Raw genomic sequence first — 24,885 nt, 5'->3', positions numbered from 1 at the left:
TGGCCAAGGGTTAGGCGCCGGGTCAGATATCGGCAAGCGAAATCCCTTGCGGTGGAAAGGTTCTGAGGGGGTCTGTTGCCAGGAAGCGACAGGGGCCTAACACCGTTATCGATATTCGAAAGGGGCTTGCGCGGGCCGTGGGTGGGTCTCATTTGGCGACCCATGAGCCTCTCGTCCGCCTATCGCCCCGACCCGCGCTTCCAAGCCTTGGGCCGCGACTTCGCCGATCCGGTCGAGGCGGCCGACTTTCCCGAGACCATCCTCCGGTTCCGGAACGATCGCGCGGCGGCGACCGTGGGCCTCGACGGCCTGAGCGATGAGGCCTGGCTCCATCATTTCGGCCGCTTCGAGCCGTTGCCCGACAACCAGCCGATCCCGCTGGCCATGCGCTATCACGGCCACCAGTTCCGCGTTTACAACCCCGACCTGGGCGATGGGCGCGGCTTCCTGTTCGCCCAGCTGCGCGAGGAGGCCAGTACCTCAAGCGAGAGTGGCCGCCTGCTGGACCTGGCCACCAAGGGCTCGGGCCAGACGCCGTGGTCGCGCTCGGGCGACGGCCGCCTCACTCTGAAAGGTGGGGTGCGCGAGATCCTGGCCGCCAGCCAGCTGGAGGCCCTGGGCGTCCCAACCTCCCGAGCGTTCTCCCTGGTCGAGACCGGCGAGGCCCTGACGCGCGGCGATGAGCCCAGCCCGACTCGTTCTGCGGTGCTGACCCGGCTGTCGCACAGCCACATCCGCTTCGGCACGTTCCAGCGCCTGGCCTATTTCGACCGCCGCGATCTGATCGTCGAGCTGGTCGACCATGTGATCGAGACCTACTTTCCGCACCTGGCCGACGTGGCCGACCGGCCGGCGGCGCTGTTGGAGGCGACGGTGGCCGCCAGCGCTCACCTGCTGTCGCGCTGGATGGCGGCGGGCTTCGTCCACGGCGTGCTCAATACCGACAACATGGTCGTGACGGGCGAGAGCTTCGACTACGGACCCTGGCGCTTCCTGCCGCGCAACGATCCCAACTTCACGGCCGCCTATTTCGACCATCAGGGCCTCTACAGCTTCGGCCGCCAGCCCGAGGCCGTGTTCTGGAACCTGCAGCAGCTGGCCGCCTGCCTGACCCTGGTCACCGACCAAGCCGGCCTGCTCTCGGCGCTGAACGGCTTCACCGACACCTATCGAGACGCGCTGCGGTCCGCGATGCTGGATCGCCTGGGCCTGAAGGGCCGCGATCCGGACACGGACGTCGAGCTGGTCAACGCCGCTTTCCGCGCCCTGGCCGAGGGCGGCGACGCCCTGCGCTGGGAGCCGTTCTTCTTCGACTGGTTCGGCGGTGAGGCCTCTGAGAAGCGCGCCCTGGCCGGTCCGCGCGCGGCGCTCTACGACACCGAGACCTTCCGGGCTTTCCGCCGCCAGCTGGCCGGCTTCGAGCCGGAGCGCCCCGAGCGCCTGGCCGACCCGGTCTTCCAGCGCGACGAGCCGGAGGAACTGCTCATCGAAGAGGTCGAATCGCTGTGGGCGCCGATCGCCGAGCATGACGACTGGAGCCCGCTGAACGCCAAGCTCGGCCTGATCGAGGCGGCCCGAGCGGCCTATCAGCTTGGCCGGACCGAAAACAAAAAAGCCGCGTTCTGAATTTTTTCGTTCGGGCGCGGAACAACCGTCAAGGTTCCGTCTTACAACTGCGGCACACTGCCTCCAGACGACGCCGCGTGGAGACCGAACCTATGCGCTTCTTCCAACCGATCATGCTGGTTTGCGCTGTGGCGATGTCCTTCGTCGGCGCCCTTGGGATTCCGGGCTGCGCCCGCGCCATCAGCGAGTGCCTGCGGGACCGTCCCGAACCGGCCTAAGGCGCCGGCTAGGCGCTGAGCGCGGCGGGCTGGGCCAGGACTTCGCGCACCAGTCGGCGGCGCGAGCTGACGCGGAACGCCATCAGGAAGTTTTCCAGGAACAGCCAGGTCGCCCGGTCGTGATCCAGGTGGTGGGTCAGCAGGCCGATCGGCTCGTCCCAGCGGCCGGCCAGACGGCGCTCGGCCATCAGCCGCCGCATGCGCGACAGGAACTTCCACGTCCCCCGGAACCGCCCGCCGCCCTTCCAGCGCAGGACATCGAGATGGGCGTCCAGCCTGACGACGCCGTTCGTGATCGTGCTGGTCTCGTCGAAGCACGACACCGCCGTGATCGACGTGTCGGGCGCGGCCGCCAGCAGCTGGGGCGCCAGATTGTTCCACGGCGGCGTGAACAGGATCGGCGCGGCGCCGGCCCGGTGGAAGGCCTGGACCGTGGCGCGCAGCTGGGCGCGGACCCAATCGACGCTGTCGCTCTCGGTGATCTCGCCAAAACCCTGGCCCTCGGGCTGGCGGTTGACGTGCTGGAAGCCGTGGACGGCGATCTCGACCCCCGGCTCGGCCTCGATGCGGCGCACCAGCTGCGCCAGGTTGGGCCCGGCGATGGCCGCCAGGGTCAGCGGCGCCTGGTAGAGGTGGGCCAGGGTCAGCAGGCGGTCCAGGGCGTCCGTCGGCGCGCGCGCGTCGTCGTCGCGCCACCAGATCACGGGCGCGTGGCCGGCCTGGGTCCAGAGCCGCAGCTCGGGACCCAGGACCAGACGAAAGGCGAGGGGCAGGCGCGAGATCACGGACTTACTGAGCGGCGACCTCGGCGCGACGCAGGGGCAGCGGGGTGGGGGCCCGCCGCGCGATCTCGTTCTGGCGGGCGCGATTGCGGAGGATCTCGCGGGCCCGCAGGTTCGACAGGATCGGATAGAGGCCGGCCATCAGCGAGATCAGGAAGCCGAGGTCGCCTTCGGTGTAGCCCTTGCGCGAGACGTAGCACTTGAAGAACCGGCGCACGCCGCGGAAGCTGTCGTCGGCCAGGCTCTTGATCTTGCCGGTGTCGGCCAGATCCTGGCCACGCAGGGCGGTGTAGCGGGACAGGCGCGCGAACATGTCGGCGATGTCCTCGTCGACCATGTGCGCGATGGGCGTGTTCAGGCGGCCGCCGAAACGGCCTTCCAGCTTGGCGCCCGGATGGACGCGCTCGGCCTTCCACGACTTGTGGCCGCGCCGGAACAGGCGCGCCGCTGACGAGGTGCCGAAAGAACCGCCCCAGCCGTGGCGGACCAGTTGATCGCCGACATAGTTGTCGATCGGGATCTGGTACCAGTCGGCGGCGTCGGCGCGCTCGATGGTCTCGCGGATCTCTTCGGCGAAGGCGGGGGTGACGCCTTCGTCCGCGTCCAGCTCCAGGATCCAGTCGCCGGTGCAGCGGGCGATGCCGGCGTGCTTGCGCGGGCCTTCGATCGGGAAGATGCCCGACACGACGCGGGCGCCGTACTGGCGGGCCACGGTCTCGGTGCCGTCATTGCAGCGGTCGGCGACCACGACGATCTCGTCGCAGAACGAGAGCGCCGACAGGCAGGCGTGCAGGCGCTGCTCCTCGTTGTGAGCGCAGATCAGCGCCGAAAGCTTGACCATCACGAAATCCCCGATGGAGCGGCCACGCCCCCGCGGTCGCCCTCGAAGCTATGACGCCGCGAGCTGGTCCCGCCCTCCGCCTACCGGCGAGGAAATGTGTAGGTTTTGAAACAAAGTTGCGGCTACGACGACTAGAAGTTGGCCGACAGGGCCAGGCTCCACGTACGCGGTCGTTGCGGTGTCACCTGGCGCACCTGGCCGAAGCTGAATGGATTGCCGTAGGCGAAGGTGTCGCTGGAGCTGTTCCAGGGGTTGCTGACGAACAGGGCGGCGCGCCAGCGGTCGGTCATCAGCTGGGCGGACAGCTTGCCGGTGTAGTAGCCGCCCATCGACGGCGAGTAGCGCGGGTCGAAGGTCAGGCGGGACTCGCCGATGTAGCCGGTCTCGGCCGTCAGCATCAGGGTGGCGTTGGCCGTCACCGGGCGTTGATAGGTCACGAGGCTGCCGAACGAGACGTCCGGCACGCCCGGCAGGCTGGCGGTGGCGGCGATGCCGAAGCCGGGCGCGATGCGGGTCAGCTTGGGCTCGTTGAACAGGGTGTTGCCGCTGATCGTCAGCCGCGGCGTCACCCGCCAGGCGGCCTCGATCTCCAGGCCCCGGTTGCGGCCGTCGCCGATATTGGCGGTGTAGGACAGGCCCGACGGGAAATACTGGTCGGTCTGGATGTTGCGCCAGTCGTCGTAGAACAGCGCCGCGCGCAGGTTCACGCGTCCGCCCCACGGATTCAGCGTGGTCCCGATCTCGTAGTTGCGCAGATGGTCGGGCCGGAAGACCCGGCGTGTCTCGGTCGGGATGGTCAGGCCCCCCGAGTTGAAGCCGCCGGCGCGATAGCCCTCCGAGGTCAGGGCGTAGATCATGCCGCCGCCCGCCAGGTCGCGTTGCAGCGAGACTTTCGGCGAGAAGCCGCTGAACGAGGCCTCGCGGTCCAGGTCTCGTGACTGGCCGGGCGCGGGCGCCAGCACGTAGGAGCGCGTGTGGATGGTGGTCTTGAAGCCCCGCCCGCCCAGCGCCGCCTTCCAGCCGCCGCCGAGATCGTAGGTGGCCTCGCCATACAGGGCGTATTCGTTCAGCCGGTCCTTGCGGTCCTCGTCATAGACGTTGCGAGTGACGTTGCTGGTGGTGGTGGCGCGCAGCTCGGCGTCGCCCTCCTCGATGCTGGTGGCCAGGAAGGCGCCGACCATAAAGCGGAGGCGACCGATCGCTGGGGCGGTGTAGATGGCGTCCTCGATCAACATCCGCATGCGGGCGGCCTCGTCGTAGAGGCCCAGCTCCACGCCCTCTTCGGAGAACTCGGTCAGGGACAGGGTCGCGTCGTAGCGGCTGGCGTAGTCGTGGGTCACGTAGCCGGTGACGGATTCGAATTCACCCCAATCGCCCACCCCGCTGATCTTCAGTGACGCCAGGCTCAGATGATTGTTGTGGGTCTCGCGGACCTGGTTCGCGCGGCGGGGGCCGCCCGCTGTCAGGGTGACGTACTGAGTGTCCTTCGAGGTGATGCTGCGGCTGGTGACCCCCAGCTTTACCTGCCAGCCATCGTTCAGATCGACCCGCAACGCCGCGCGGCCGCCCCGGCGGATTGTCCGGTCGACGTTGGAGAGGCGCAGGTTCACGTCGTCCAGGTAGCCGCCATCCACGTCGTAGAAGAACGCGCCGCGCAAAGCCGAGCGATCGCCGACGGGGAGATTGGCCACGCCCTCAAGGCTGTAACTGGAGGAGCCGGAGTGGGTGTCGGCCGCTGTCGCGCTGAGCGAAGCGGCGTAGCGGCCCAATTCGGGCTGACGGGTAACGATGCGGTAGATGCCGCTCAGCGAGCCGCCGCCATAGAGCGCGCCTTGCGGGCCGCGAAGAACTTCAACCCGGTCGACATCGATCAGGCGCAGGTCGGGATCGGGCGCGTTGTAGTTGACGGGGAGCTCGTCGAGATAGGTTCCGACCGTGGACTGGGTCCGGCCCGTGAAGGTGCCGTCCGACAGGCCGCGCAGCAGGATCTTGTTCCGCGCCGCGCCAAGATTGGTGGTGATGAAGCCGGCCGTCTGGCGGGCCACCGAGGCGGTCTCCGTCACTCCAATGTCCTGGAGCTGCGGCGAGCCGATGACGCTAACCCCGCCGGGCAGGCTGCCCAGGCGCGGCGGACGCTTGCCGGCGCTGATGATCAGGGGCGCGAGCGGGGCGATCGGCTCGGGCGTCGCGACGGCGGGCCGCGCGACGATCACCGGACGCGCCGGCGCGGGCGGCCGCGCGGCTGAGAAGCGGACGGTGCGCGAGTCGACGAGGACGTAGGCGCAGCCCTTGCCCTGGCTGGCGCGGTCCAGGGCTTCCGTCAGGTCGAAGGTCCCGACCAGGGGAACGCCCGAGCCCTTGCAGGCCTCGACGCCGCCGATGCTGACGCCCATGCGGACGCCCAGCTCGATCAGGGTCTCGGCGGCGGTGGTCTTGCGAATATCGAGGCGCGCACGCGTTTCAGCGGCGGTTGCGTTCTGTCCGCTGACGCCAAGACCCAGAATACTGGCGGCGAAAAGAATTGAAGCCCGACTCAGGGTCGGGCCTGCTCAAGAACGTCAATGCGGAGCGGACGGCCTTCCGCGCAGGACAATTGAATCATCGCTCGGCGTCGCCGAAATCGGCATGAGGCTGGTCAGGCGGCGAACCATCGCATCCTGGCCATCCACGATCAATACGCCGGAGAACCGCAGGCTGGCCGTATTTTCACCCTCGAGGCGAAGCGGCCGATCGAAATAGTGGTTCATGTCGCTGACGATGCGACCCAACGGCTGGTCGCGATAGATCAGCCGGCCCGAGCGCCAGCCCACTTGATCCTCGGCCGCCACGGCGCGGACGCTGACGCCCGTGGCGCCTTCGACGTGCTCCAGCATCTGGCCGGGGCGCAGGCGCACCGGGGTGTCGTCGCCGTCGGTCGACACCTCGACCAGGCCGCGCAGCACGGTGACGCTGAGCTGGCCGTCGCGGCGGCGGACGTCGAACTGGGTGCCGACCACGCGCACGGTCTCGTCGCCGACGGTGATCAGGAACGGACGGCTGGTGTCGTGCGCCACGTCGAACAGGGCCTGGCCGTCGTGCACGGTGACGCGGCGGGCGTCCTTGTCGAGGCGCACCGACAGGTTCGAGTCGGTATTCAGGTCGATGTGACTGCCGTCGGCCAATTGGATGGCGCGGTTCTCGCCCTTGGCGGTGGTGTAGAGCACGTCGGGCTGCGGCAGCAGTTCGCCCCACGGCGCGACGACCACGGCGATAGCGACCGCGGCGGCGGTCGCCCCCAAACCGCCCAGCCAACGCCAGTCGATCGAGAACGCCCGCTTCGCCGCGGCGAGCTTGGGTTCGGCCAGTTCCCCCCGGACGGCCGGACCCCGCTGGAAGATTTCCTCGTCGACGGCCTGGATGGCGTCATACGCCTCCTGCGCGCCGGGCTCGCAGAGCCAGGCGTCAAACGCCAGCCAGTCGGTCTCATCGACCTCCGGCCGCTGCAGTCGGGTCAGCCAATCGGCCGCCTCTTGCAGATGTTGCGCTGACCGGCTCATCCGGCGTTGCTCCGACGAGGATCCATCATCCCCCTGAACGTAGACGGCGCCCAAGAGCGTCGTCCCCCATGTGCAACTGCATAAATCACCGCAGCCGCCGCGTCAGGGTTTTTAAGGCGGAGCTGATGTGCTTTTCCACGGTGCTGACGCTGATGCTCATGCGGCGCGCGGTCTCCGCGTGGCTGTGGCCTTCCAGCTTGTGCAGTTGAAAGGCCTGGCGGGTCTTTTCGGGCAAGTCCTGGACGGCCTCGACCAGCGCCTGGAGCCGCTGGCGTCCGGCGACGATCTCGTCGGCCGCGGGCTCGTCCGTGACCTCGCGACCGGCCACGACGGTGGTGTTGATGTTGCGCCAGTCGTTGTCGCGAGCGCCGGCGCGCTTCTGGCTGCGCAGGCGGTCCAGCATCAGGTTCGAACCGATGCGGTGCAGCAGGGCCGACGGGTTGTCGACAGGACCGATCGCTTCCATGCCGCTGATCCGGATGTAGAGATCCTGGACCAGATCCTCGGCCTCGGCGCGGGAGTTCAGGCGAGCGGCGAAGAAACGCACCAGATTGGTGCGCTTCTGCTCGTACAGGCCCAGCAGCGCGGCCTTGTCCGAGTCCGGCACGCTCAAAACTTCACCCACGTCAGCCAATCGCCACCCCATAACGGGCAGCACTATCCATCTTTTTGGCGGAAAGACGATCGATAGTTGCGGCCGCCGATACCCCTTCCAGGCGAGCCGAATGAGGGGCCGCGAGAGGGGAAAGACGGGCTAAAAACTTCAAATAGCGACGTTTTACCGGCCCCGCCCGGCTTCGATTCGCGCCGTGCGGGAGCGGGGCCGCCGGAGGTCCCGGATTTATGTGGCGAAATGTCGCGGCGGGGTCCTCGCGTGACCTGGAGGCTGGCCGACGCTATCGTCGTGTCGTCGGGATTTGGGGGCGAGTGATCATGCGCGGATGGACCCTCGTGGCGGCCGGGGCCGGCCTTCTGGCGCTGGCCGCCTGCGCCGCGCCACGCGCGGTGGGCCAGGGTGAGGTGGCGGGCCTGCGTGGCGCGGCCATCGCGCCCTACGCCAGCCAGGCCGACGGCGCGGACGCGGCCTTCGCCAAGGCGGTCCAGAGCCAGGCGATCAGCCGGCTGGGCGGCGGCGCCGTCGGAGGCGTGCCGGCCTATCTGGTCCAGGTCGGGGTGGCGGTCTCGCCGCCGGCCGTGGGCGTCTCCAGCGCGGCGGAAACCCTCGACGACAAGGCCTGGCGCAGCCAGCCGCCGGTCAGGCGTCCGTGGAGCCGCAAGGGACCGGTCCGCACCGTGACCCTGGCGGTGCTGGACGCCGGCGCCGGCAAGACGATCGCCTGGTCGTCGATCCGGGTGCGCAAGGGCGAGCCCGCCGCCGTGGCCGACCTGCTGGTCGACGCCCTGCGGCCGTCAGCCAAGAACTAGCCCAGGTAGCGCGGCAGCTTCACCGTGAATTCGGCGCCGACGCCGGGTTCGCTGCGGCACGAGACCTCGCCGCCATGGCGCGCCACCGCCGCCTGCACGAAGGCCAGGCCCAGGCCGACCCCGCCCGTCGCTTCCCCGCCGGGCCGCTCGAACCGCTGGAACGGCCGGAAGGCGGTCGCGGCTTCTTCGCGCGAAAAGCCAGGGCCTTGGTCGGCGATCGCCACATGGGCCGTCGGACCGGTTGGCGAGGGCTGTTCGGAAAGGGTGACGGTGATCGTCGAGCCCTCGGGGCCGTACTTCACCGCATTGCCCAGCAGGTTCACCAGGGTGCGGGCCAGCACGCCGCGATCGCCCAGCACCATCAGGGGCGTGTCGTCGCCGAGCTGCTGGATCTTGATCCGGCGCTGTGCGGACTGCGGCCAGACCTCGTCGATGGCCTCGACGGCGATGTCGGCCAGGTCGACCGGCTCCAGGATCACCGGCGTGACCTCGGCCCGCGCGAGTTGCACGAAGCCGTCGGCCAGGGCCAGGGTCCGCCTGGCGTAGGCGGCGATACGCTCGGAAAGCTCCGGCGGCGCGTCGGGCGTCGTCGCCAGCAGGGCCAGGATCGAGGTCTGGGGCGAGCGCATGTCGTGGGTCAGCAGCTGCAGGGCCTGCTCGCGCTGGCGCATGGCGGCGGTCAGGATCGAGATGTCGGCCAGGCGTACGATCCAGCCCGCTCCGGCGCCCGACTCGTCGCGGCGGAACACCGTCTGCAGCTGGTAGGCGCGACCGTCGGGCAGGTGCAGGTCGATGGGCTCGCGGCTATCGGTCTCCTGCGGCCAGTCCAGCTCGAAGCGGCGGCCCAGCGGGTCCAGGGCGTTGATCAGGTCGGCCAGCGAGCTGCCGTTCAGGGGGCGCTGGGCGGGCCGGAACAGGGTCTGGGCGGCGGCGTTGGCGGCGATCACCCGGCCCCGGGCGTCGGCCACCAGCGTCGCGTCCGGCAGGCTGAACAGGGCGTCCGCCGAGAACCGGCGCAGGTCGTCGATGCGGGTGATCGCTTCGCCAAGGCTCGAGGCCTGGCGAGAGACGACGTCGGTCTCGAAGGGTCTCGGGGATGCGCTCCGCCCACGGATGATGGCGCGAACGCGGGTCAATTCGCGGCTCAGCAGGTCGTTGACCCGGCCCAGCTGCCCCCAGCCCCAGATCAGGCCGACGATCTTCAGGCCCAGCACCGTGGCGATCGGCGACAGCCACACATGGCCCAGCCAGAACATCGCCGCCGAATAGGCCAGGCCCAGCAGGCACAGGCCGATCAGGAGAACCAGGTTGGCGCGTGGCGGCAGGACCAGCAGGCCGATCATCAGCAGCCACAGCAGGGTCAAGGTGAAGGCGACCCGGCCCCAGGGTCCGGCGGGCTTGATCATCAGGCCGCTGCGCAGGCCGTCCAGCACGCTGGCCTGCAGCTGCACGCCGGTCATGCTGGCCGCATCGGGCGTGACCGGTGTCGGGAAGGCGGGGCCGAGGCCCGGAGCGGTCAGGCCCACGAACACCGTGCGGCCGGCGATCAGCGACGGCGGAACCTCGCCGGCCAGCACGCTGGAGAAGCTGACATGGTGATAGATCGATGGCGGGCCGGCGAACGGGATCAGCAAGGTCGGCTCGGCGCCGCGCGTGGGATCCCTGGCTTCCGGCGCACGGGTGGCGCGATGGACCACCGTCATCAGGTCGGGGCTGAGGCCGGGACCGTCGGCCTCGAACGGGGCCATGCGGCGTACGACGCCGTCGTCGTCGAAGCGGACGTGGGCCAGACCGACTGCGGCCGCGCCCTGGGCGATCTCGGGGATCGAGCCGACCACGCGCGGCGGGGCCCGCTCGCCACCATTGATGGCGTCGCCGTCGATCAGGAACTGGGGCAGATAGACCTTGCCCGAGCGGGCCACGGCCTCGGCGAGGGCGCGGTCATGGACCGGGTCGCCCGCCTGGCTGAACAGCACGTCGTAGACGATGGCCCGGGCGCCCGCCTGGCTCAGCTGGTCGATCATCCGGGCGTGGCGGTCGCGCGACCAGGGCCAGGCGCCCAGCGCCGCCAGGCTGCGGTCGTCGATGTCGACGATCAGGATCGAGGCGTCGGCCGGCCGTTCGCTCGCGCGGGCCAGGACGTCGTACAGCACATTGTCCAGGCGCTTGGGCGGCAGCAGAGCGAAGGCGGCCATGACCAGGCTGGCCAGGGCCGCCAGCAGCAGCCACGACAGCAGCCGGCCAGAAGAGCGCGGCGTCCGGGACGCGACGGCCGTCACTGACCGATCTGCAGCGTCTGAAGCGGGCCCAGCTTCTCGGTCGTCTTGCCGTTCTTGAAGCGGATGGCCGTCACGCGCCACGCATAGGTCCCCGGCGGCAAGTCGGTCAGGGTCACGCGCGGGTCGACGAGGCCCGGCTGGTCGACCGTGGGGACCTTGGGGCCTTCACGCTTGTCACCCGGGTTGGCGAACAGCTGGAAGCGGTAGTTGCGCATGCCGTCGCCGGCCGAGCTCCAGCGGAACAGGAACTTGCGATGCTTGCCTTCGCGGCTGTCGCTGGGGGCGTGCGTTTCCAAGGTGTCGAGGTCGCGGTCGAAGCTGTAGTCGGCGGGGAAGCCTTCCAGCCCGCCGGCGTCGAGCGCGGTGAGGCGGACGAAATAGGTGCCGTTGGCCATCTCGTCGAAGTCGGACGTGGGGGCGTCCGATGTCGCCTCGGCGAAGACGTCGACGAAGCCGGCGTCGCGCGACAGCCGCAGGCGATAGGCGGCCGCGCCGGCCAGGGGCTCGACGGCGAAGTGGACGGTCTTGTCGGACTGGTTCTGGCCGTCGGGCCCGAGCTTGGGTGCGGCGAGCAGCTTGACCGGCGCGCTGACCCCGCTGGCCGTGGCGCTGACCCCGAAGCCGGCCGGAACGGGCGGCGCGCTGGTGGCCACGGCGCCGGCGTCCACCCCGACCGCGCCCCTCAGCACCTCTGTCTGCGCCCTATCGTCGGCCGCGCCTACCCGGAACTCGGTGCCGCGCACGGCCGAGACCGAGACCGGCGTGCGGACCTCGAACTTGCCGGCCGGATTGGCGTTGGGCGTGGCGGAGATGGTCCCGCGGCCCTGGTCCAGCTGGAACACCCGCTGGGGTGCGTTGTTGATCAGCACCTGGCGCAGCCTGGCGATGCGCACACGGGTGTTGGAGGGCAGGGTGACGCGCGAGGCGTCTTCCAGCTCGAAGGTGGCGAAGGCGTTCGGCCCGGTGATCACGACCTGACCCTCGGCGAGTGGCATGCCTAGCCGGGCCGGGGCGCGCTGACCGTTGGTCTCGATCTGCACCGGTCCGCTGAACGCCGAGACGCTGGCGGCGATCGGCGTCGATTTCAACAGGTTCGGGTCGATGTTCAGCTGTGAGCCGGGCCGCAGACGCCGCGGCTGCCGGACCTTGTTGACCTTCTGCACGGTCCTGTAGTCGCCGGGCTGGTTCAGATAGGCCTTGCCCAGACCGATCAGGGTGTCGCCCGGCTTGATCACATAGGCCACCGGCGGCTCGGCCGGAGCCGCGCTTTGCGCCGCCGCCGGGCCAGTACTCGCCAGGCCGGTGATCGCCAGGCTGGCCAGAACAATGAGGCTCGCCCCCGCGGCCTTGGTCATGCCTAGTCTCCCCCGCCCGCGCCCGTCTCCGCCGCCTCGGGGTCGCAAGCCTCCAGACGATAGCCGAAACCATAGACCGTGCTCAGTCGGAAACCGTTCGCGGGCCGCAGGTGCAGCTTGGCCCGCAGGCGCGAGACGTGGGCGTCCAGGGTGCGGGTCTCCAGATCCGGCCGCTGGCCCCAGATCCGCCGCAGCAGGTACTCGCGCGACAGCGGCCGGGACAGGTTGTTGAACAGCACCGACGCCAGCTGGAACTCCTTGGGCGTCAGGGTCTCGATGTGGCCGTTCCAGCTGGCGGTCTGGGCGCCGGGATCAAGCCGGTAGTGGCCATGCTGCTCGGTCGTCGGCTGGGTCGGTGGGCGATGGATGCGGCGGACGACGGCGTTGACCCGGGCCAGCAGCACCTGGGGCTGCAGCGGCTTGACGATGTAGTCGTCGGCGCCGGCGTTCAGGCCTTCCACCAGGTCGGCCTCGACCGAACGGCTGGTCAGCAGCAGCACGGGCGGAGCCGTAGTGGGGTCCTCGCGCAGCAGCTTCAGGGTCTCGACCCCGGAAAGCTCCGGCATGTTCCAGTCGAGGATGATCAGGTCGAAGGTCTGCTTGCGAAGTTCCGCCAGCAGTCGCGACGGCGTGGTGAAGCTGGTGCAGGCGAAACCAGCCGGGTCCAGCACCGAGGCGACAAGCGCGTTGTGGCTTTGGTCGTCGTCGAGCAGGGCGACTTTCATCTGGTCACTTATCTTGGGAAGAAGCGCGCTCCGCGGGGGAGCGGAGCGCGCCGCGGGCGGCTCGCTCTCGGTGGGGCGACGAGCAGGCGACCAGCCTTCCATCCTTACCTCGCCCCATTCCTGTCTGCTCGACTTCAGGCGGCATTTTTACAAAGCTTTACAGTCCGGTCGAGCCACCATTCAGGCGGTGGCGCGGACGATCGCACCCAAGGCGGGGGCAAGGTCGCCGACGGGGCGGACCTCGACACCGGAGAGGCCCAGCCACGTGGCCATCAGCGCCAGTTCCCCGGCGAGGGCGGTCGGCGTCCGGGCGTTGGCGTCGGGTTCGGCGTGGGCGGCCAGGACCAGCAGCTTGCCGGCCTTGCGATCGGCCTTCAGGTCGACCCGGGCGGTGATCGCCTCGTCCTGCAGGAAGGGCAGCACATAGTAGCCGTGGGTGCGCTTGTGGGCGGGGGTGTAGATCTCCAGCCGCACGCGCACGCCGAACATCCGCTCGGTGCGCTCGCGGAACCAGATCAGGTTGTCGAACGGCGAGAGTAGGGCGCTGGCCTTGATCGACCTCGGGCGGCGGGCCTCGGGGTGCAGATAGGCCGGCTGGTCCCAGCCCTTCACCGCGACCTTGATCAGAGTCCCGGCCTCGACCAGCGCGGCGACGCCGTCGCGGGCGTCGCTCAGGGAGAGGCGGAAATAGTCGCGGAGGTCCCGCTCGGTGGCCACGCCCATGGCGCGGGCGGAGATCTTCAGCAATTCCCGGCAGGCCTTGGCGCGGTCCGGGGTCGGGGTCTCGAAGATCGCCTTGGGCAGGACCCGTTCGGGCAGGCCATAGACCCGCTCGAAGCTGCCCCGCCGCGTGGCGGTGGTCAGGCGGCCGGTCCAGAACAGGCACTCCATGGCCCGCTTGCCCTCGCTCCAGCCCCACCAGCCGCCTTGGCCCTTGGCGCCCAGTTCCAGCTCCGAGGCCGCCAGCGGGCCGCGCTCGGCGACGGTGTCGAGGGCCTTCTGGATGAAGTCGGCATGGCTGCGCAGGAAGCCGGCGACATTCTTCCAGACTCCGACGCCGTCGAGCGCATCCTGCATCCGCCAGCGCAGCAGCGGGTGGGTGGAGAGCGGCGTCAGCGACGCCTCATGGGCCCAGTATTCGGCCAGCGCCGGCTTCCTGCCCCAGGCCAGGTCCTCCAGGACCGTGCGGTCATAGGGCCCGAGGCGCGAGAAGAACGGCAGGTAGTGCGAGCGCGACACGACATTGACCGAGTCGATCTGCACCACACCCAGGGCCTCGATCGTCGACAGCAGGTGGCGCTTGCCGGGCGCGGTCGGTCGCGGGCGTCCGAAGCCCTGCGCCGCCAGCGCGATGCGCCGCGCTTCCTTGGCGGAGAGGGTTTCGGTCATGGCCGTAGTTGAGCTTGCGTCGGAAGAGGGCGCAAGGTCGTGAGACCGCTACCATCGGACTTGGCCTCGGCGTCGAATGATCCTACCGATGCGCCGCCAAGTCTCTCGGAGCCGCACCGCATGACCGTCATCGAAAAGGGCCCGGCCCGCCTGGTGCTGGCGCCGGACGTCGGCGGCGCGATCGCCGCCTTCACGCTCGCCGGCCGCGACGTGCTGCGCCCCATGGCGGAGGGCGCGACCGACGCCCTGCTGACGGCGAGCTTTCCGTTGGTTCCGTTCTGCAATCGCATTCCCGATGGCCGCTTCACCTTCGAAGGTCGCGAGGTCGTCTTGCCGCCGAACCTGGGCGACCACCCGCACGCCCTGCACGGCCAGGGCTGGCGCGCCGCCTGGACGGTGGAGAAGGCCGGAGGCGACGAGGCGGTGCTCTCCTATGACCACACGCCCGGCGACTGGCCGTGGGCCTATCGCGCCGAGCAGCGCTTTGTGCTGAGCGAGACGGGCTTCCGCCTCGAGCTGACCGTGACCAATACCGGTGGCGCGCCGATGCCGGCCGGGCTGGGCTTCCACCCCTATTTCCCCGTGCGCGAAGGCGAGGCCCTGGCCGCCGCCAATGACGGGGTCTGGATGATCGACGCCAACGCCTTGGCGACCGAGCACCACCCTGGCGTCTGGGGACCCGACTGGGCGGCCGGCGCGGGTGTGGCGGGCCACGACCTGATCGACCACTGCTATACCGGGTGGGACCAGCGCGCGGTGCTGAGCGCGCCGGGCCAAGCGGACACCGTGATCACCGCGTCTCCCGAGTGTCGCTGGCTGCACATCTATGTGCCGCCGGGCGAGGGCTATCTGTGCGTGGAGCCCTGCGCCAGCCGACCCAACCCGTTCGGGGCGGGAGAGACGGGGATGGTGACGCTGCAGCCTGGTGAGAGCCGCAGCGTGTGGATGGAAATCCGCGCCTGAGTCCCTCTCTCTCAGAGAGAGGGAGGGGCCCGCCGCGAAGCGGTGGGAGGGTGAGTGGTTACGAGGGCTGACGGCGTGCCGGCACTTCGTCGGGCGCTGTAACCCCTCACCCCAACCCTCTCCCTCTGGGAGAGGGAGTTTCTCTCTACGGCGTAATCCCCGCCTGGGTCTTCAACCGCGCGACCATGTCGTTCGAGAGATAGCCGTCCGCCGGCAGCTGCTGGCTCTGCTGCCAGGCGCGCAGGGCCTTGCGGGTGCCGGCGCCGATGACGCCATCGGCCGGGCCGGGACTGAAGCCGACACGGGCCAGGGCGATCTGGGCGGCCATGCGGTCCGACAGCGACAGCGGCGTCTCGACCGGCCACGGCGTGACCAGCGGACCGCCGCCGGCGAAGCGGTCGGCCAGCAGGCCGATGCCCAGGGCGTAGGAGGTCGAGTTGTTATAGGTCCGGATCGCGAAGTGATTGGGCAGGGCCAGGAAGGCCGGGCCGGTCGCGCCCGCCGGCAGGATCAGCATGGCCGGCGAGGCGGCGTCGGCGGCGGTCCAGGGCAGGCCGTCGGCGCGGCGCACGCCCTTGGCTTCCCACCAGGCCGGAATCTCGCGCGGGCCTTCGGTGACCGAATAGTCGAAGCCGGCCGGCAGGATCACTTCCTTGGCCCAGCCCACGCCCGGCTTCCAGCCGCCCCGGGCCAGCAGGTTGGCCGCCGAGGCCAGCGAGTCGGAATCCGAACCCCAGATGTCGCGCTTGCCGTCGCCGTCGAAATCGACGGCCGTGGCCCGGTAGCTGGAGGGGATGAACTGGGTCTGGCCCATGGCCCCGGCCCACGAGCCGCGCAGCTGCTCCCGCGTCACCTCGCCCGAATCGATGATCTTGAGCGCGGCGATCAGCTCGCCCTCGGCCCAGGCGCGACGGCGACCGTCGGCGGCCAGGCTGACCATCGAGCGGACGACGTCGAAATTGCCCTGCAGCTTGCCGAAGGCCGATTCCATGGCCCAGACGGCCAATAGAATGTCGCGCGGCACGCCGTAGCGCGCTTCGATGGTCGGCAGATAGGCCAGCTGCTCGCGCTTGGCGCGGCCGATGGCGATGCGGTCGTCGCCGATCACCCCGTTGATATAGGCGCCGACCGGCTTGGAGAATTCCGGCTGGCGGCTGTCCAGGCTGATGACCGTGGGATTGGGCGTGACGCCCGCCAGCTCGCGGTCCAGCAACTGCGGCGACAGGCCGGCGGCCAAGGCGCGAACGCGGAAATCCTGCAGCCAGGTGTCGAAGGCCAGCTCGCCATTGGGCACCGGCGTGTTCGGCGTCGGAGCCGGCGCGGCGGGCGCCTGGGGCCTGGCCGCGGGCGGCGGGGGCGGGCTGACGGCGGTCAGCGGTCCTTGCGGAGAGGTGTCCGCGCAGCCGGCGAGCAGGAGAACGAGAAAGACGCGACGATCGATTGCCATGCGCAGGAAGCTACCGGGGTTCGAGTGAATGCTTCAATCACAAGCGCGCCAGACCGGCTAAGTTCCCCCTCGCGTCGGCCGAAAAGCCTTTGAGCGCATTGACTCCGAGCGGCATGCTGCTTATACGCACCGCCTCCGAAACACCCCGGATGTTCCGGCCGCCTTTTGCGTGCCCGGACCTCTCCGCTGAAGTACAGAGACGGTCATGAAGGTTCGTAGCTCGCTGAAGTCGCTGAAGGGTCGCCACCGCGACTGCAAGATGGTTCGTCGTAAGGGCGTCATCTACATCATCAACAAGACCGACCCGCGCTTCAAAGCCAAGCAAGGCTAATGACGCTGACGCGTCCCAGAGCCGTTCTCTGGGATGTCGGCAACGTCATCGTGCGCTGGGATCCCCGCGCACTGTATGCGAAGATCTTCAAGGAACCGGCCGACCTCGACCGGTTCCTTTCGCATGTCTGCACCCTGGATTGGCACGTCGCCCATGACCGGGGTGTCGGCTTCGCCGAGAACGCCGCGCCGCTGATCGCGCGTTTTCCCGAGCATGCCGACCAGATCCGCGCCTGGGACGAGCGTTTCCCGGAAATGCTGTCGGGCCCGATTCCCGAGACCGTCGCGGTGATCGAGGCCCTGGCCGCCGCCGACACACCCCAGTTCGCACTCACGAACATGCCCCAGAGCAAATGGCCTGCCGTCCAGGCCCTGTCGCCCGCGCACTTCGGCGTCTTCCGCGATGCGATCGTCTCGGGCGACGAGGGCGTGATCAAGCCTGACCGCCGCATCTACGAGATCGTGCTGGAGCGCACGGGGCTGGCTGCCGCGGACCTGCTGTTCATCGACGACAGCGCCAAGAACATCCAAGCCGCCATGGACATGGGCTTCCACACCCACCACTTCACCGATCCGGCGCAGCTGCGCGCCGCCGTCGAGCGGCACGGCCTGCTCTAGTCCCTGAACCTGGGAGATCCCGCATGAACGTCGGTTTCGTCGGCCTGGGGGCCATGGGCGCGGCCATGGTCCGCAATCTCCTGGGCAAGGGCGTGAAGGTGACGGTCTGGAACCGCTCGCGCGCCATCGTCGACACCCTGGCCGCCGAGGGCGCGACACCGGCCGCGACCGTCGACGAGGTCTTCGCCGCCGACATTGTCCTGACCATGCTGGCCCACGATCAGGCCATGCGCGAGGTGCTGGTCGACAGCGGTGTCCTGAACCGCGCGCGCAAGGGCCTGGTCCACGTCAACCTCGCCACCATCTCGACCGCCCTGGCGGGGGAGCTCGCGGCCCTGCATGCCGAGCTCGGCCTCGGCTATGTCGCCTCGCCGGTGTTCGGCCGGCCGCCTGTCGCCCAGGCCGGGGGCTTGAACGTCCTGGCCGCCGGCGCGCCCGAGGCCGTGGCGAGCGCCATGCCGGTGCTGGAGATGCTGGCCGCCAAGGTCTGGCCGCTGGGCCAGGATCCGGTCCGCGCCAACGCCCTGAAGCTGGCCGGCAACTTCATGATCGTCGCGGCCATCGAATCCATGGGCGAGGCCGTTGCGCTGGGCGAGGCCTATGGCGTCGAGGCGCCCGAGCTTCTGGACATGCTGTCGAGCACCCTGTTCGCCGCGCCGATCTACAAGATCTATGGCGGCATGATCGCCGAGCGCCGCTACAGCCCGCCGGGCTTCGCGGCGGAGCTGGGCCTGAAGGACGTGCGCCTGGTGCTGGACGCCGCCGAGGCCAAGGGGCTTTCCATGCCGCTGGCCGATCTGGCCGAGGCGAGCCTGGAATCGCTGCTCGGCGGTGAGGAGAAGGACCTCGACCTGGCGGCCCTGGCTGAGATTGCGAGAGGACGTGTGGAAGGTCGCTGAATCGCGCTTCCCAGGGGCGCGGCTTCGAACTAGGTTCCGCGCCTCCCAATTCCAGCCTCTCGCGAGACTTCCCGCATGGCCGACGACGCCACTCCCCACGCAGACGTTCTGAACTCGACCGCCCAGGGTCAGCTGAAGTCGATCATCGACCGCGTCGAGCGCCTCGAGGTCGAGAAGACCGAGATCATGGAGCAGATGAAGGAAGTCTACGCCGAGGCCAAGGGCAACGGCTTCGACGTGAAGATCCTCAAGAAGGTGGTCCGCATCCGCAAGCAGGACCGCGCCAAGCGCCAGGAAGAGGACGCGATCCTGGACCTGTATCTGTCGGCCATCGGCGAGATCTAAGTTTTTCCTAGGTGCGCGGTGGCGCGCGGTCGGAGATAGTCCTCCGCGATGCGCGCCAAGCCGCCCGATCCCAAGGAACAAGCCAAGCGGGCCGCGCTGAATGCCTTGAAGCGCGCCCGCCGCGCGGCTGAGAAGTCGGGCGTCGAGCTCTCCGATTGGGAGGGCGAGTTCCTGACCAGCGTCTCCCAGCGCGTCGAGACCTACGGCCGCGCCTTCGCCGATCCAGAAAAGGGCGCGCGCGGCCAGGCCCTGTCGGGCAACCAGGCCATCAAGCTCAAGGAAATCGTCCGCAAGGCGAAAGGCGAGTCCAAGCCGATGAAGCGCGGCAAGGGCTTTGGCCGACGCGAACGCCCTCAAGCCGAGCCGGAAAGCGACGAAGGCTGATTCCGGCGCGACGAAGCCTGACGCCGCGAACGTGGTTCTGCGGTTAACTCCCTCGACGCATGGGGAGCAAATACATGGAAGCCGCCAAATCCTACCGCGGGCTCGCGCTGACCGTCCTTCTGGCCACGCTGGTGGCGGGGACTCTGGATATCACCGACGCCTGCGTCTACTGGGCCGTGACCAAGGGGGTCTCGCCCGAGCGCATCTTCCAGTCGGTCGCCAGCGGCCTGCTGGGCAAGGCGGCGTTCAAGGGCGGCGCCCAGACGGCGGCCCTGGGCCTTCTTCTGCATTTCGGAATCATGGCGGTGATGGTGGCGGTCTACGCCCTGGCCAGCCTGCGCCTGCCGATCCTGAACAGGCGGCCGGTGCTGATGGGCGTCGGCTACGGCCTGGCGACCTATGCGGTGATGAACTACGTCGTGCTGCCGCTGTCGAACGCCAGCCACGGCGGGCCGTTCAGGCTGCCGGTGTTCATCAACGGCGTGTTCGCCCACGTCGTGATGGTCGGCCTGCCGATCGCCCTGATCGTGGCCTGGCGCGAAAAGAAACTGGCCCAGACCGAGGTCTGAGCCAGCTTCAGGATCGTTCGGTTCGGAGCCTAGACTCGGAGCCTAGACCGGGGCCGGCTTGGCCGTGGACGGGCGGACCGGCTTGAGCAGGGCCTTCAGGCGTTGCTCGCGCGAGACCGGGCGGAAGATCATCAAAGCCATCAGCCGGCCTCCTTCATGTCGACCTCGATGCCCTGCTCGCGAACCTTGCGATAGAGGGTCGAGCGGCCGATGCCGAGACGGCGGGCGACTTCGCTCATGTGGCCGGCATAGACGTCGATGGCGTGCTGAATAAGGTCGCGCTCGATGTCCTCCAGCGTCCGCAGGTGACCGCGGTCGTCGAGGATGCGCACGGGCGCCTCGGTCGTCGCGGCCGACATGGCGGCGTGCGCGGCCTGCAGCATGGCGGCGGGCGGCGGCGACGGCGCGATCGAGACGGCCTCGATCGGCGCGGCCAGGCCCGAGATGGCCGGGAAGTCGTACGGCTGCAGATAGGGCGCGTCGGCCAGGACGATGGCGCGATAGATCGTGTTCTCCAGCTGGCGGACATTGCCGGGCCAGTCGAACGCGGTCAGCAGCTGCAGGGTCTCGGGCGCGGCGCCGATGACGCGCTTGCCTTCTTCCACGTTGAAGCGACGGATGAACGCCTCGACCAGGGCCGGGATGTCCTCGCGGCGCTCGCGCAGCGACGGGGCTTCGACCGGGAAGACGTTCAGGCGGTAATAGAGATCCTCGCGGAAGCGGCCGGCCGCGACGGCCTGCTGCAGGTCGCGATTGGTCGCCGAAACGATGCGGACATCGACCTTGATCGAGCGCTTGGAGCCGATCGGATCGATCTCGCCCTCTTGCAGCGCGCGCAGCAGCTTGACCTGAACGTCCAGCGGCAGCTCGCCGACCTCGTCGAGGAACAGGGTGCCCCCGTCGGCTTCCTTGAACTTGCCGAGGTGCTTGTCGGAAGCGCCGGTGAACGAGCCCTTCTCGTGGCCGAACAGGATCGACTCCACGAGGTTCTCGGGGATGGCGCCGCAGTTGACGGCCACGAACGGCTTGCCCGAGCGGTCGGACGAGCCGTGCACGGCGCGGGCGATCAGCTCCTTGCCGACGCCGCTTTCGCCGGTGATCAGGACGGGGATCGAGCTCTTGGCCGCCCGCTCGCCCATGCGCTTGACCATGGTCATGACCGGCGACGTGCCGATCAGGTCCGCGAAGGTGGTCTTGCCGACCGCGCGCTTGGTCAGGCGCTCGACCTCGCCCTTCAGGTCGCCCATCGACAGGGCGTTGCGGATCGACACGGTGATCCGCTCGGGGGAAGCCGGCTTGATGAAGAAGTCGCTGGCGCCGGCCTGCATGGCCTTGACCACGGTGTCGACGCCGCCGCTGGCGGTCAGCACGATCACCGGCTGGGTAAAGCCGCGGGCGCGCAGCTCCGTCAGGGTCTCGTGGCCGTTCATGCCGGGCATGACGAGGTCGAGCAAAATCACGTCGGCGGGCGCGCCGGAGGTCAGGTGCGCGATGGCGGTGTCACCGCCTTCAGCGTGCGCCACGGCGAAGCCGTCACGCTCGAGCACTGCCTGGATCAACCGACGTTGTGTCGGGTCGTCATCGACGACTAGGACCGTTTTGGTCATTGAGCACATCCACCAGAACCGGCCATGCCCACGTGGAGCAAGGCTCTTGTTGGTTCAGAGTGATACAGCCCTCGGGTAAACACCGGCTTTCGGAGACGTGTCGTGAACCTTAAGTGTTATAGTTAACAGTGTCTTATGGGGAGCGCGGGTGTGATCGACGACAAGCAGCTGCAAGCGTTGGCCACGGCCCTGCCGGAAGTGGTCGCCGGGGTCAGCGACAGCGGGCAGTTCGCCTTCGAGGTCGGCGGCAAGGGTCTCGCCTGGGCCTACTTCGCCCGACCCGCGCCCAAGGCCAAGCGGGTCCTGGTGCCGGGCGTCGTCGCCATCCGCTGTACGATGGAGGCCAAGGAGATGCTGCTCGAAGCCGCGCCCGACCGGTTTTTCACCGACGATCACTATCGCGGCTATCCGGCGGTGCTGGTCCGACTCTCGGAAATCGACGCGGACGAGCTGGCTGGATTGCTGAAACAGGCCTGGAAGCTTGTGGCGCCGAAAAACATCGCCAAGAAATACGAGGTCTGAACCGGGAGGGACGTCATGTTCGTCGGACACTACGCGGCCGCGCTGGCCGCTCGGGCTGTCGAACCGCGCGCGCCCCTGTGGACCTACGTCCTGGCCTGCCAGGCCGTGGACATCGCCTGGAGCGGCCTGATCATCGTTGGCGTCGAGAAGGCCAGCGTCGATCACAGCCTGCCGGGCAGCCCCCTGGTGCTCAGCCACATGCCCTACACCCATAGCCTGCCGGCCGCCGTGCTGTGGTCGGTCGTCGTGGGGGCGGGGCTGATGGGTTGGCTGAAGCTGCCGCGCCGGGCCGGGGTGTTCATCGGCCTGGCGGTGTTCTCGCACTGGGTCCTCGATTTCCTGGTCCATCGGCCAGACCTGCCCCTGCTGTGGGGCGAGCCCAAGGTCGGGCTGGGCCTCTGGAACTATCCGCTCCCCGAGCAGGCGCTGGAGATGGGCCTGTTGGCCATGGCGGCCGCGGCCTGGGGCTGGCGGCGGGCCAAGGAAGGGCGTGACTGGAAGGCCGCGCCGGCGTTCCTGGCCTTCCTGCTGTTCCTGCAGGTGGTGCCGATGCTGTCGCCGCTCAGTGGGCAGCCGTTGGCGATGGGCGGCATGGCGTTGGTGGCCTACCTGGTCACCTGCGTGGCGGCGTGGATGGCCGAGCCGCATGTGAAGAAGGCCGCCTAGAGACCCATCCTGCGGAAAACCAGGCTCTGGCCGTCCGGTGTGGTCAGGGTCAACTGGCCGTCGCCTAGCTTGTAGCGGGCGGCGTGGACGAAGGTCTCCAGCAGGGCTTGGTCGTTAGGGCATGGCGTCCGGGCCGGTGGATCGATCACGATCTTGCCGAGGTTTCGCTCGTAGTAGGCCTCATAGCGGACGCAGGCCGTTGTCAGGTACGCCCGGTCGCGCTTCCTGGGCATGGCGCTGTCGACCATTGCCGTGAAGCCGGTCCCGCGTGCATGGTCGAAGCGGACCTGAAGCGTATCGGGCGTGACCGCCGCGCCGTTCCAGCGCTCCAGCGTCCAGCGAGTCTCAAAACCGATGCTCGACAGAAGCAGCAGCGCGCCGCCGAAGATCACGGCGACCATCACCAGTCCGTCGCGCCAGAGTTTGAAGCTCTGATGTCTGAAGCTCAACAGGGGGCTTTCCTCAGTGTTCGCGCCCTTATCGCGTGTGGGGCGTTAAACGCGGGCTAAACGATTGCGCCATCCCGGCGCCGAGGCCTATCTCCTAGCCCATGAACGCGCCCTTCAAGCCTGACGCCCCGCCCGAATGGAACCTGGCCGACCTCTATGTCGGCCGGGACGATCCGCGCATCGAGACCGACCTCGCCGCCGCCAAGGCCGCCAATGACGAGCTGGCCTCGCTGGAGGGCATGTTCCTGGAGGCCCGCAAGGAGCCGCAGCGCCTGGGCGTGCTGCTGGACAGGGGGATCGGCCTCTACGAGCAGGCCACCAACGGCCTTTGGAGCGTCGGCGCCTATGCGGGCTTGGAGGCTTCGGTCGCGCGCGACGACCCGGCCTGGGCCAAGTTCGAGGCCGACCTGCGGGCTCGTTCCTCGCAGATCGCCGCCGAAAGCCTGTTCTTCACGCTCGAGCTGAACCAGCTGGAAGACAGCGAGATCGCCGCCGCCTGCAAGGCCCATCCCGACGCCGCTCGCTGGACGCCCTGGCTGCGCCGCGTGCGCCTGTCGCGGCCGCACGAGCTGTCGCCGGACCTGGAGCGCTTCATCGTCGACAAGGCCCCGGCCGTCGCCAACTGGGTGCGTCTCTATGACGAGACCCTGGCCAAGCTGACGGCCCAGGTGGCGGGCGAGGCCGGCGACGAGAGCCTAACCCTGCCGGAGACCCTCAACCGCCTCTCCGACCCCGACGTCGCACGCCGCAAGGCCGCCGCCGACGGCTTGGCCAAGGCGCTGGAAGAGCGAGCCTCGACCCAGGCGCTAGCTCTCAACACCCTGGCCTTCGAGAAGCAGGTCGAGGATCGCTGGCGTCGCTACGACCATCCGGCCCAGTCGCGCCACCTGGCCAACGAGGTCGACGGCGACGCGGTCGACGCCCTCGAGCAGGCGGTGGTCGAGGCCTATCCGCGCCTGTCGCATCGCTACTACGCGCTGAAGGCCAAGGTCATGGGCCGCGATAGCCTGGACTACTGGGATCGCAACGCGCCGCTGACCGCCGCCGCCCCGCGCGCCTACGCCTGGGACGAGGCGCGCGGCATGGTGCTGGAGAGCTTCCAGGACCTGGCGCCCAAGTTCGCCGCCGCCGCCCGGGTGTTCTTCGATCGTCCGTGGATCGACGCCAGGCCGCGTCCGGGCAAGCAGTCGGGGGCCTTCGCCCATCCGGTCACAGCCGACCGCCACCCGTTCGTGTTCATGAACTACATGGGCGAGCGGCGCGACGTGCTGACCCTGGCGCACGAGCTGGGCCACGCCGTCCACCAGACCCTGTGCCAGCCGCTGGGCACCCTGCTGGCCGACACGCCCCTGACCCTGGCCGAGACGGCCTCGATCTTCGGCGAAGGCCTGGTCTTCGACCGCCTGCTGGCCGAGGCCACGCCGTCCGACCGCAAGGGCCTGCTGGCCGGCAAGATCGAGGACGGCCTCAACACCGTGGTCCGCCAGATCGCCTTCCACCGCTTCGAGCGCCGCTTCCATGAGGCCCGCCACGAGGGCGAACTGTCGCCCGACCAGATCGGCGGCCTATGGCTGGAGGTGATGGGCGAGAGCCTGGGCCCGGCCGTGAAGCTGAACGCGGGCTACGAGCACTACTGGGCCTATGTCAGCCACTTCTGCCACGCGCCGTTCTATGTCTACGCCTATGCGTTCGGGGACCTGCTGGTGCGCGGCCTGATGGAGAAGCGCCGCGAGGATCCGGTGAAATTCGCGCCGCTGTACGAGGACCTCCTCGCGGCGGGCGGTACGCGCACCTATGTCGAGGCCCTGAAGCCCTTCGGCCTGAACCCGAGGGACAAGGCGTTCTGGGCCGCCGGCTGTGCGCAGCTGGAACGGCTGGTGGACGAGTTCGAAGCCCTCGTCTGACGGAGC

The 24,885-nt window shown here is 69.0% G+C and carries 25 protein-coding genes and 2 pseudogenes; 13 read left to right on the top strand and 14 right to left on the bottom strand.

The genetic code is table 11. The features are described from left to right. Positions 1–162 precede the first annotated feature (162 nt). Together AC1RRV_RS16245 and AC1RRV_RS16240 are read left to right on the top strand one after the other, a co-directional pair. A complete protein-coding gene (locus AC1RRV_RS16245; protein ID WP_492860689.1) occupies positions 163–1,626 on the top strand; it encodes a protein adenylyltransferase SelO in 1,464 nt (487 codons plus the stop codon). A gap of 92 nt (positions 1,627–1,718) precedes the next feature. Next, positions 1,719–1,844: a hypothetical protein gene (locus tag AC1RRV_RS16240; RefSeq protein ID WP_492860688.1), complete on the top strand. Its 126-nt coding sequence runs from the start codon at positions 1,719–1,721 to the stop codon at positions 1,842–1,844. A gap of 8 nt (positions 1,845–1,852) precedes the next feature. Here the strand turns inward: AC1RRV_RS16240 and AC1RRV_RS16235 are convergent, their stop codons facing one another. From AC1RRV_RS16235 to AC1RRV_RS16215, 5 genes are all read right to left on the bottom strand, one after another. After that, on the bottom strand, positions 1,853–2,629 hold the full coding sequence (locus tag AC1RRV_RS16235) for a polysaccharide deacetylase family protein (RefSeq protein WP_492860687.1): 777 nt from the start codon (positions 2,627–2,629) through the stop codon (positions 1,853–1,855). Positions 2,630–2,633: 4 nt separating this feature from the next. Beyond that, a complete protein-coding gene (locus AC1RRV_RS16230; RefSeq protein ID WP_492860686.1) occupies positions 2,634–3,467 on the bottom strand; it encodes a glycosyltransferase family 2 protein in 834 nt (277 codons plus the stop codon). 131 nt (positions 3,468–3,598) lie between these two features. Then, a complete protein-coding gene (locus AC1RRV_RS16225) occupies positions 3,599–5,860 on the bottom strand; it encodes a TonB-dependent receptor (RefSeq protein WP_492860685.1) in 2,262 nt (753 codons plus the stop codon). Between the two features lie 165 nt (positions 5,861–6,025). Continuing rightward, a complete protein-coding gene (locus AC1RRV_RS16220; protein ID WP_492860684.1) occupies positions 6,026–7,003 on the bottom strand; it encodes a FecR family protein in 978 nt (325 codons plus the stop codon). An 85-nt stretch (positions 7,004–7,088) separates the two neighbouring features. Beyond that, entirely contained in the window at positions 7,089–7,610 is a 522-nt protein-coding gene (locus AC1RRV_RS16215; RefSeq protein WP_492860683.1) for an RNA polymerase sigma factor, read from the bottom strand. A 326-nt stretch (positions 7,611–7,936) separates the two neighbouring features. Between AC1RRV_RS16215 and AC1RRV_RS16210 the strand changes: the two genes are divergently transcribed. Beyond that, on the top strand, positions 7,937–8,428 hold the full coding sequence (locus AC1RRV_RS16210; protein WP_492860682.1) for a hypothetical protein: 492 nt from the start codon (positions 7,937–7,939) through the stop codon (positions 8,426–8,428). On the opposite strand, the gene AC1RRV_RS16205 is transcribed toward AC1RRV_RS16210, so the two are convergent. The 4 genes and pseudogenes from AC1RRV_RS16205 to AC1RRV_RS16190 form a co-directional block, all read right to left on the bottom strand. Beyond that, positions 8,425–10,707: a CHASE2 domain-containing protein gene (locus tag AC1RRV_RS16205; RefSeq protein ID WP_492860681.1), complete on the bottom strand. Its 2,283-nt coding sequence runs from the start codon at positions 10,705–10,707 to the stop codon at positions 8,425–8,427. The two genes, AC1RRV_RS16210 and AC1RRV_RS16205, sit on opposite strands and share 4 nt — an antisense overlap. Continuing rightward, a complete protein-coding gene (locus AC1RRV_RS16200; protein WP_492860680.1) occupies positions 10,704–12,110 on the bottom strand; it encodes a FecR family protein in 1,407 nt (468 codons plus the stop codon). The genes AC1RRV_RS16205 and AC1RRV_RS16200 overlap by 4 nt, the downstream gene beginning before the upstream one ends. Further along, positions 12,065–12,889 carry a response regulator transcription factor gene (locus AC1RRV_RS16195; RefSeq protein ID WP_492860679.1) on the bottom strand — a complete coding sequence of 275 codons (825 nt, stop codon included), beginning with the start codon at positions 12,887–12,889 and terminating at the stop codon, positions 12,065–12,067. Before AC1RRV_RS16195 ends, AC1RRV_RS16200 begins: the two co-directional genes overlap by 46 nt. A gap of 55 nt (positions 12,890–12,944) precedes the next feature. Continuing rightward, positions 12,945–14,176, bottom strand: a pseudogene (locus AC1RRV_RS16190) (winged helix-turn-helix domain-containing protein). Positions 14,177–14,296: 120 nt separating this feature from the next. Between AC1RRV_RS16190 and AC1RRV_RS16185 the strand changes: the two are divergent. Then, positions 14,297–15,139, top strand: coding sequence for an aldose 1-epimerase (locus AC1RRV_RS16185; protein WP_492860678.1), 843 nt, complete (start codon positions 14,297–14,299; stop codon positions 15,137–15,139). Positions 15,140–15,156: 17 nt separating this feature from the next. Here AC1RRV_RS16185 and AC1RRV_RS16180 read toward each other — a convergent pair. After that, positions 15,157–15,249: pseudogene (locus tag AC1RRV_RS16180) on the bottom strand (hypothetical protein); the annotation flags it as partial. A gap of 35 nt (positions 15,250–15,284) precedes the next feature. Continuing rightward, positions 15,285–16,586, bottom strand: a complete 1,302-nt coding sequence (locus AC1RRV_RS16175) for a lytic murein transglycosylase (protein ID WP_492860677.1) — start codon at positions 16,584–16,586, stop codon at positions 15,285–15,287. A 205-nt stretch (positions 16,587–16,791) separates the two neighbouring features. Between AC1RRV_RS16175 and ykgO the strand changes: the two genes are divergently transcribed. The 6 genes from ykgO to AC1RRV_RS16145 all read left to right on the top strand — a co-directional run bounded on the left by ykgO (position 16,792) and on the right by AC1RRV_RS16145 (position 19,731). Continuing rightward, positions 16,792–16,917: a type B 50S ribosomal protein L36 gene (ykgO, locus tag AC1RRV_RS16170; RefSeq protein WP_004616427.1), complete on the top strand. Its 126-nt coding sequence runs from the start codon at positions 16,792–16,794 to the stop codon at positions 16,915–16,917. After that, positions 16,917–17,534 (top strand): HAD family hydrolase, encoded by a 618-nt coding sequence (locus AC1RRV_RS16165; protein ID WP_492860676.1) that lies wholly within the window; start codon positions 16,917–16,919, stop codon positions 17,532–17,534. The genes ykgO and AC1RRV_RS16165 overlap by 1 nt, the downstream gene beginning before the upstream one ends. Before the next feature lie 23 nt (positions 17,535–17,557). Further along, on the top strand, positions 17,558–18,433 hold the full coding sequence (locus AC1RRV_RS16160) for an NAD(P)-dependent oxidoreductase (protein ID WP_492860675.1): 876 nt from the start codon (positions 17,558–17,560) through the stop codon (positions 18,431–18,433). 75 nt (positions 18,434–18,508) lie between these two features. After that, a complete protein-coding gene (gene gapR, locus AC1RRV_RS16155) occupies positions 18,509–18,778 on the top strand; it encodes a nucleoid-associated protein GapR (RefSeq protein ID WP_047403559.1) in 270 nt (89 codons plus the stop codon). 48 nt (positions 18,779–18,826) lie between these two features. Further along, a complete protein-coding gene (locus AC1RRV_RS16150) occupies positions 18,827–19,162 on the top strand; it encodes a hypothetical protein (RefSeq protein ID WP_492860674.1) in 336 nt (111 codons plus the stop codon). Between the two features lie 74 nt (positions 19,163–19,236). Beyond that, positions 19,237–19,731, top strand: coding sequence for a hypothetical protein (locus tag AC1RRV_RS16145; protein ID WP_492860673.1), 495 nt, complete (start codon positions 19,237–19,239; stop codon positions 19,729–19,731). A gap of 42 nt (positions 19,732–19,773) precedes the next feature. On the opposite strand, the gene AC1RRV_RS16140 is transcribed toward AC1RRV_RS16145, so the two are convergent. Further along, positions 19,774–19,872, bottom strand: a complete 99-nt coding sequence (locus tag AC1RRV_RS16140) for a hypothetical protein (RefSeq protein ID WP_492860672.1) — start codon at positions 19,870–19,872, stop codon at positions 19,774–19,776. Further along, the gene (locus AC1RRV_RS16135) at positions 19,872–21,338 is read right to left on the bottom strand and encodes a sigma-54-dependent transcriptional regulator (protein ID WP_492860671.1); all 1,467 of its coding nucleotides are present in this window, start codon (positions 21,336–21,338) and stop codon (positions 19,872–19,874) included. Before AC1RRV_RS16135 ends, AC1RRV_RS16140 begins: the two co-directional genes overlap by 1 nt. Before the next feature lie 150 nt (positions 21,339–21,488). On the opposite strand from AC1RRV_RS16135, the gene AC1RRV_RS16130 reads away from it, so the two are divergent. Further along, a complete protein-coding gene (locus tag AC1RRV_RS16130) occupies positions 21,489–21,860 on the top strand; it encodes an MmcQ/YjbR family DNA-binding protein (protein ID WP_492860670.1) in 372 nt (123 codons plus the stop codon). 15 nt (positions 21,861–21,875) lie between these two features. Beyond that, complete coding sequence (locus AC1RRV_RS16125) at positions 21,876–22,526, top strand: hypothetical protein (RefSeq protein WP_492860669.1); 651 nt, start codon at positions 21,876–21,878, stop codon at positions 22,524–22,526. Here the strand turns inward: AC1RRV_RS16125 and AC1RRV_RS16120 are convergent. Next, a complete protein-coding gene (locus AC1RRV_RS16120; RefSeq protein ID WP_492860668.1) occupies positions 22,523–22,975 on the bottom strand; it encodes an META domain-containing protein in 453 nt (150 codons plus the stop codon). The two genes, AC1RRV_RS16125 and AC1RRV_RS16120, sit on opposite strands and share 4 nt — an antisense overlap. A gap of 101 nt (positions 22,976–23,076) precedes the next feature. Here AC1RRV_RS16120 and AC1RRV_RS16115 point away from each other — a divergent pair, with 101 nt between their 5' ends. Then, positions 23,077–24,879, top strand: coding sequence for a M3 family oligoendopeptidase (locus AC1RRV_RS16115; RefSeq protein WP_492860667.1), 1,803 nt, complete (start codon positions 23,077–23,079; stop codon positions 24,877–24,879). Positions 24,880–24,885 lie beyond the last annotated feature (6 nt).

Source organism: Caulobacter sp. GW821-FHT11E10, assembly GCF_058808375.1.
The sequence above is the reverse complement of the archived record's forward strand: the minus strand, read 5'-3'. Positions and strand labels throughout refer to the sequence as shown.